Annotated in this window: 5 protein-coding genes and 6 tRNA genes; all 11 read left to right on the top strand. The window is 37.6% G+C overall.

Features of this window, described 5'->3' with window-relative positions; translation table 11 throughout:
- The first annotated feature begins 16 nt into the window (after positions 1 to 16).
- The 11 genes from ACK1U5_RS26675 (at position 17) to glmM (ending at position 6,836) form a co-directional block, all read left to right on the top strand.
- A tRNA-Val gene (locus ACK1U5_RS26675) sits at positions 17 to 92 on the top strand.
- A gap of 17 nt (positions 93 to 109) precedes the next feature.
- Positions 110 to 193, top strand: a tRNA-Tyr gene (locus tag ACK1U5_RS26670).
- Between the two features lie 65 nt (positions 194 to 258).
- A tRNA-Gln gene (locus ACK1U5_RS26665) sits at positions 259 to 333 on the top strand.
- Between the two features lie 5 nt (positions 334 to 338).
- Positions 339 to 411: transfer RNA gene (locus ACK1U5_RS26660), tRNA-Lys, on the top strand.
- 8 nt (positions 412 to 419) lie between these two features.
- A tRNA-Gly gene (locus tag ACK1U5_RS26655) sits at positions 420 to 491 on the top strand.
- Positions 492 to 501: 10 nt separating this feature from the next.
- Positions 502 to 574, top strand: a tRNA-Ala gene (locus ACK1U5_RS26650).
- Positions 575 to 691: 117 nt separating this feature from the next.
- A complete protein-coding gene (locus ACK1U5_RS26645; RefSeq protein WP_050964583.1) occupies positions 692 to 1,837 on the top strand; it encodes a glycerate kinase in 1,146 nt (381 codons plus the stop codon).
- A 210-nt stretch (positions 1,838 to 2,047) separates the two neighbouring features.
- A complete protein-coding gene (gene rocF, locus ACK1U5_RS26640) occupies positions 2,048 to 2,941 on the top strand; it encodes an arginase (protein WP_000711563.1) in 894 nt (297 codons plus the stop codon).
- Between the two features lie 248 nt (positions 2,942 to 3,189).
- On the top strand, positions 3,190 to 4,011 hold the full coding sequence (gene cdaA, locus ACK1U5_RS26635; protein WP_001115697.1) for a diadenylate cyclase CdaA: 822 nt from the start codon (positions 3,190 to 3,192) through the stop codon (positions 4,009 to 4,011).
- Positions 4,004 to 5,497 carry a CdaR family protein gene (locus ACK1U5_RS26630; RefSeq protein ID WP_061140065.1) on the top strand — a complete coding sequence of 498 codons (1,494 nt, stop codon included), beginning with the start codon at positions 4,004 to 4,006 and terminating at the stop codon, positions 5,495 to 5,497. The genes cdaA and ACK1U5_RS26630 overlap by 8 nt, the downstream gene beginning before the upstream one ends.
- Positions 5,490 to 6,836: a phosphoglucosamine mutase gene (gene glmM / locus ACK1U5_RS26625; protein WP_000521476.1), complete on the top strand. Its 1,347-nt coding sequence runs from the start codon at positions 5,490 to 5,492 to the stop codon at positions 6,834 to 6,836. The genes ACK1U5_RS26630 and glmM overlap by 8 nt, the downstream gene beginning before the upstream one ends.
- Positions 6,837 to 7,067: the final 231 nt, after the last annotated feature.

Genomic DNA, 7,067 nt, shown 5'->3' with positions numbered 1-7,067 from the left:
ACGGGTCACCACTTTTGGAGGATTAGCTCAGCTGGGAGAGCACCTGCCTTACAAGCAGGGGGTCGGCGGTTCGATCCCGTCATCCTCCACCATATATATTTAAAATGTCGGAGGGGTAGCGAAGTGGCTAAACGCGGCGGACTGTAAATCCGCTCCTTCGGGTTCGGCAGTTCGAATCTGCCCCCCTCCACCATTTTCTTTAAAATAACCTGAGAGGGTTTATTTTTTTGAAAAGATAACCATACTAGTAAATATTAATGGGCTATAGCCAAGCGGTAAGGCAACGGACTTTGACTCCGTCATGCGCTGGTTCGAATCCAGCTAGCCCAGCCATTTACGAGCCATTAGCTCAGTTGGTAGAGCATCTGACTTTTAATCAGAGGGTCGAAGGTTCGAGTCCTTCATGGCTCATCATTTTTGCGGAAGTAGTTCAGTGGTAGAATACAACCTTGCCAAGGTTGGGGTCGCGGGTTCGAATCCCGTCTTCCGCTTAATTAATAAGGGGCCTTAGCTCAGCTGGGAGAGCGCCTGCCTTGCACGCAGGAGGTCAGCGGTTCGATCCCGCTAGGCTCCATCTAAATAAAAAAGCTTACATCATATGATGTAAGCTTTTTTTGTTTTTAAAAAGACAACTTTTATACTTGTCGTTTAAAATGAAGAAAACGTAAAAATAAGGGATGGGGAGATAATTGTGAAAGTTGTTATTGCATCTGATTCATATAAAGAAAGCCTAAAAGCTATAGAAGTATGTGGAGCTATTGAAAGAGGTTTTAGAGCAATTTTTCCTAATGCAGAGTATGTGAAAATACCAATTGGAGATGGAGGAGAAGGGACGGTTGAATCACTTGTTGATGCTACAGGGGGGAGAATTATATCAATTAGTGTGACAGGACCGCTTAGAGAAGGTATACAAGCTTTTTATGGCATTTCTAAAGATAAAAAGACAGCGTTTATTGAAATGGCAGCAGCATCAGGATTACAGCACGTTCCAGTTGAAAAGCGCAACCCACTTATTACAACGACAAAAGGAACAGGAGAACTTATATTACATGCGCTAGATCAAGGAGTGGAGTACATAATTTTAGGACTTGGAGGAAGTGCTACAAATGATGGTGGGGCAGGTATGTTAGCAGCTTTAGGAGTAAGATTTATAAATGACAAGGGTGAAGTAATAGATCCATCTGGAGGCACATTACATTCGATTGTTGCTATTGATTTTTCACGAATGGACCCCCGCTTAAAGGGGGTAAAGATAGAAGCGGCATGTGATGTGGATAATCCATTAGTCGGAATGCAGGGAGCATCTTTCATATTTGGGAGACAAAAGGGTGCAAATGTAGGGATGATGAAAGAGCTAGATGAGAATTTACAACATTATGCGAATATGCTTAAACGATATGTATCTTTTGATGTATCTGAAATACCTGGTGCAGGGGCAGCGGGAGGAATGGGAGCGGCTGTTATTTCAGTGTTAAAGGGAGACTTGCGGAGGGGCATTGAAATTGTATTAGATTATACAAATTTCGATAAACATATAGAAGATGCAAATCTCATTATAACTGGTGAAGGTAGAATAGATAAACAAACTGCATATGGAAAGGCTCCTGTGGGTGTTGCGGGGCGTGCAAAACGTTTTTCTGTGCCTGTAATTGCTCTTGGAGGGTCTGTATCATCTGATTATTCAGCTGTGTACGAGAAAGGAATAGATGCGGTATTTAGTATTACAACGAGACCGATGACACTAGAAGAAGCATATAAAGTAGCAGAAGAAAATATTGAAATGACAACAAAAAATATTGCAATAGTATGGAAAATAGCATCAGAAAAACACTTCTAAATGTAGGAGTGTTTTATTATTATTATTTAATAATAGTGATTGCGATTGTTTCATTAAGTTAACTTTATACATAGAATAGTCTTGAAATTTGGTTTTCAGTATGAATATAAGTGAATAAATTGTATATCCATACAGAAAAATGTCGAGTTGAGTCAGACTATATAAAAGATTTAAAATATTTAGTGAAGGCATAAAAGGGGGATACTATCTATGAAAAAAGAAATCTCAGTTATTGGAGTTCCAATGGATTTAGGACAGATGCGTCGTGGAGTTGATATGGGACCTAGCGCGATCCGTTATGCAGGGGTAATTGAAAGAATTGAAGAAATTGGATATGACGTTAAAGATATGGGAGATATATGTATAGAGAGAGAAAAAGAGATAGATGAAAATACAAAATTAAGAAACCTTACACAAGTTGCAACTGTATGTAATGAATTAGCAAGTAAGGTGGATCATATTATAGAAGAAGGTCGTTTTCCACTTGTATTAGGTGGTGACCATAGTATTGCTATCGGTACATTAGCTGGTGTAGCAAAACATTATAAAAACTTAGGCGTTATTTGGTATGATGCACACGGTGATTTAAATACAGAGGAAACTTCACCATCTGGAAATATTCATGGTATGTCACTTGCAGCAAGTTTAGGTTATGGACATTCTTCACTTGTAGATTTATACGGAGCATATCCAAAGGTGAAAAAAGAGAATGTCGTAATTATCGGTGCGCGTGCATTGGATGAAGGAGAAAAAGATTTCATTCGCAATGAAGGTATTAAAGTGTTCTCAATGCATGAAATTGATCGTATGGGGATGACGGCTGTTATGGAAGAAACAATCGCATATTTATCTCATACTGATGGTGTACACTTATCATTAGATTTAGACGGTCTTGATCCTCATGATGCACCAGGTGTTGGAACGCCTGTAATTGGCGGTCTATCTTATCGTGAAAGTCATTTGGCGATGGAAATGTTAGCAGAAGCTGATATTATCACATCTGCTGAATTTGTTGAGGTAAATACGATTTTAGATGAGAGAAATAGAACGGCAACAACAGCAGTTGCTTTAATGGGTTCTTTATTCGGTGAAAAACTAAAATAAATGTAAGAAAAGCAACTGAGAAGTTGCTTTTTTTATTTGAAAATAGGCGTATAATAATGATTTATATTATACTGTACAATAAAAATGTTTGACATCTTACCAATTTGAGCTAAAGGGGGTTGTTTGTAATTGTCGTTTGTTTCATGTATGGTATAATTAACTAGTTGTTGGAAATACATACAGATAGAGCATAAAACAATATTTCAATATATGGATAGAATTGCTCGTAAGTAGGAGGAAGGGATAGCATGCCTTTTGAAGATACGACCATTTTGAAATATCTTAGTACGGCATTAGATATTGCCATTGTATGGTTTATTATATATAAGCTAATTCTTATAATCCGAGGGACGAAAGCTGTTCAACTTTTAAAAGGGATTACAGTTATTATCGTCGTTAAGATGATCAGTATTTTCCTTGAATTGCGTACGCTATCTTGGCTAACTGAACAAGTATTAACGTGGGGATTTTTAGCCGTTATTATTATCTTTCAGCCAGAATTGCGAAGAGCACTTGAGCAGCTAGGGCGCGGAAGTTTATTTTCGCGTGTTGGAACGCATGAGGATGATGAACCTGAAATGGTTGCAACAGCGATAGCAAAAGCAACCGAATATATGGGGAAACGTAGAATTGGTGCATTAATTACTTTGTCAAAAGAGACCGGTATGGGTGATTATGTGGAAACGGGTATTCCGCTGAATGCAAACGTATCATCGGAATTACTTATTAATATTTTTATTCCAAATACACCTCTTCATGACGGAGCGGTAATTATGCAAGGAAGTACAATTAAAGCAGCAGCATGCTATCTTCCATTATCAGAAAGTCCGTTTATTTCTAAAGAATTAGGAACTAGACATCGTGCTGCAATGGGAGTTAGTGAAGTTACTGATAGTATTACAGTAGTTGTGTCTGAAGAAACTGGTCAAATTTCTTTAACGAAAAATGGTAAGTTGCATCGTGATTTGAAGACAGAACAGCTGAAGGATATGTTATTAGCTGAATTTAGTGGAAACGAAAAAACGACTTCTTCGTCTTTATGGAATTGGAGGAGAAAGCGTCATGGATAAGTTAATGGAGAATCATTGGTTTTTAAAAGGGATCTCATTACTATTGGCGTGTATGCTTTTTATGTCAGCGACGTTAACTGAAAAAAATACGACATCAGGTATATTACCTTTTGCAAATGATACGAAAGAAACATTAACTAATTATGCTATTAATCTTAAGTATGATGAGGAGAAATATATTGTAAGTGGTATTCCGGCAGAGGGCGTTAAAGTAAAATTAGAAGGCCCAAAAGCATCAGTTGCTACAGCAAAAGCAAAAAAACAATTTGACATACCGGTTGATTTGCGAGATAGTCCAAAAGGAACTTATGAGATTTCTTTAAAAACGAACGGGCTTCCAGATGATGTGAAAGGAACAGTTCAGCCATCAACAATTAAAGTTACTCTTCATGAAAAGGCGAGAAAATATGTTCATGTAGATCTGAAATTATCAAATGAGGATCAGATGCCAGCGGGGGCTACTCTAGAAAAATCAAGCCTTAAACCGGATACTGTTGAGGTAGTTGGGACGAAAGAAGAAATTGAAAGCATTTCATCTGCCAAAGCGTATGTTGATTTAAAAGGTGTTAATAAAACTGTTACAAAAACGCCCGAAGTTACATTATACAATAAAGAAGGAAAACGTTTAAATGTAAGAACAAGTCCATCTAAGATTAGTGTAACGTTGAATGTGGCAACGCAAAATACAGCCAATAATACTGAAAAAACTGTTCCTGTAACGTATACGAAGAAGGGGAGTTTAGCAGAAGGATTGGCGGTTACAAATATCAGTGTTGAACCGAGAGAAGTAACGATAGCTGGTCCAAAAGATATTTTGGATAATATACAATCGCTAGAGGGGGTCGAAGTAGATCTTAGTCAATTGACAGAGTCTACAACATTCGATGCCTCTGTTTTATTACCCAAGGGTGTAACAAGTGCCAAACCGAATCAAGTGAAGGTTTCGGTGGGAGTGCAAAAAACAAAACAAACGAAAACAAAAACGATTGATGGTATCCCAATCCAGAAAAATGGACTTTCTAAAGATGTTACTGCTCAGCTACTTTCGCCGCAAGATGGAAAGATAAGTGTTGATATTTCAGGAGAAGCAAGTATAGTAGATAAAATAACAGCTGCTCAAATAACAGCGGTAATTAATCTGCAAAATGTATCTCCAGGAACGAAAGATATTTCAATTCAAGTGAGTGGTCCTGGTAATATTTCAATAGAGCCAAAACAAAAAAGTGCTAAAGTTACTATTGTGAAGAAAGAAAAACCAGATAAAGAAGTACAGGGTAACGGTCAACAACCGGATTCAAACACCGATCAAGAAAATCAAAATGAGAAACCAAAAAATCCTGAACCTGATTCAGAAAAAGAACAGGAAAAGAATCAAAACCAAAATCAAAATCAAAATCAAGATAAAGATAAAGAAACGAGTCAAGAACCAACAGTAGATAATCACAATCAAAAAGAGCAAGAAAAAGGAGCGAATCATAATGGGTAAATATTTTGGTACAGATGGAGTACGCGGAGTTGCAAATAAGGAGTTAACACCTGAATTAGCTTTCAAAATTGGACGTTTTGGTGGTTATGTATTAACAAAAGATACAGATCGTCCAAAAGTAATTATTGGTCGTGATACACGTGTATCTGGCCATATGTTAGAAGGAGCTTTAGTAGCAGGGCTATTATCAACTGGAGCAGAAGTAATGCGCCTTGGCGTTATTTCTACACCGGGCGTTGCTTATTTAACAAAAGCACTAGACGCACAAGCGGGTGTTATGATTTCTGCATCTCATAATCCAGTACAAGATAACGGTATTAAATTCTTTGGTTCAGACGGCTTTAAATTAACAGATGAGCAAGAAGCTGAGATTGAAGCTTTATTAGACAAAGAAGTTGATGAACTACCACGTCCGACAGGTACTAATCTTGGACAAGTGAGTGATTACTTTGAAGGTGGACAAAAATATTTACAGTACATTAAACAAACTGTTGAAGAAGATTTCTCTGGCCTACATATCGCTTTAGATTGTGCACATGGTGCAACTTCTTCTCTTGCTCCATACTTATTTGCAGACCTAGAAGCTGATATTTCAACGATGGGAACTTCTCCAAATGGTATGAATATTAATGAGGGTGTAGGATCTACACATCCAGAAGGCTTAGCTGAATTGGTAAAAGAAAAAGGTGCGGATATCGGACTTGCTTTTGATGGCGATGGCGACCGTTTAATTGCTGTAGACGAAAAAGGAAACATCGTTGACGGTGATCAAATTATGTTCATTTGTGCGAAGTACATGAAAGAAACTGGTCAATTAAAACATAATACAGTTGTTTCAACTGTTATGAGTAACTTAGGTTTCTACAAAGCACTTGAAGCAAATAATATTACAAGTGATAAAACAGCAGTTGGTGACCGCTACGTAATGGAAGAAATGAAGCGCGGAGGTTACAACCTAGGTGGAGAACAATCAGGCCATATTATCTTACTTGATTACATTACAACTGGTGATGGAATGTTAAGTGCACTTCAACTTGTAAACATCATGAAAATGACGAAAAAGCCATTATCTGAGCTTGCAGGGGAAATGACGAAATTCCCACAATTGCTAGTAAACGTTCGTGTAACAGATAAAAAATTAGCATTAGAAAATGAAAAAATTAAAGAAATTATTCGTGTTGTAGAGGAAGAAATGAACGGTGATGGCCGTATTCTTGTTCGCCCATCTGGAACAGAGCCACTTATTCGTGTAATGGCAGAAGCACCAACACAAGAAGTTTGTGATGCATATGTACATCGCATTGTAGAAGTTGTGAAAGCCGAAGTTGGCGCTGAATAATTAGCTGAATTTATATGAAAAAGGAGCACAAAAAGTGCTCCTTTTTCATATGTTTTATAGACGATGAAAAAAATTTCATTGACGGTTTATCCATGTTTGTTATAAGATGGTCTTGTTCTTTTTCTCAAAGGAAATATTGTAAATTATAAAAGCGCCAGAACTACAAATAGTGTAGTTGACGAGGTGGGGTTTATCGAGATTTCGGCGGATGACTCCCGGTTGTTCATCACA

This window comes from Bacillus sp. XB1 (assembly GCF_053557995.1).
Note: the sequence above shows the minus strand (reverse complement) of the source record. Positions and strands in the feature narration are given on the sequence as shown.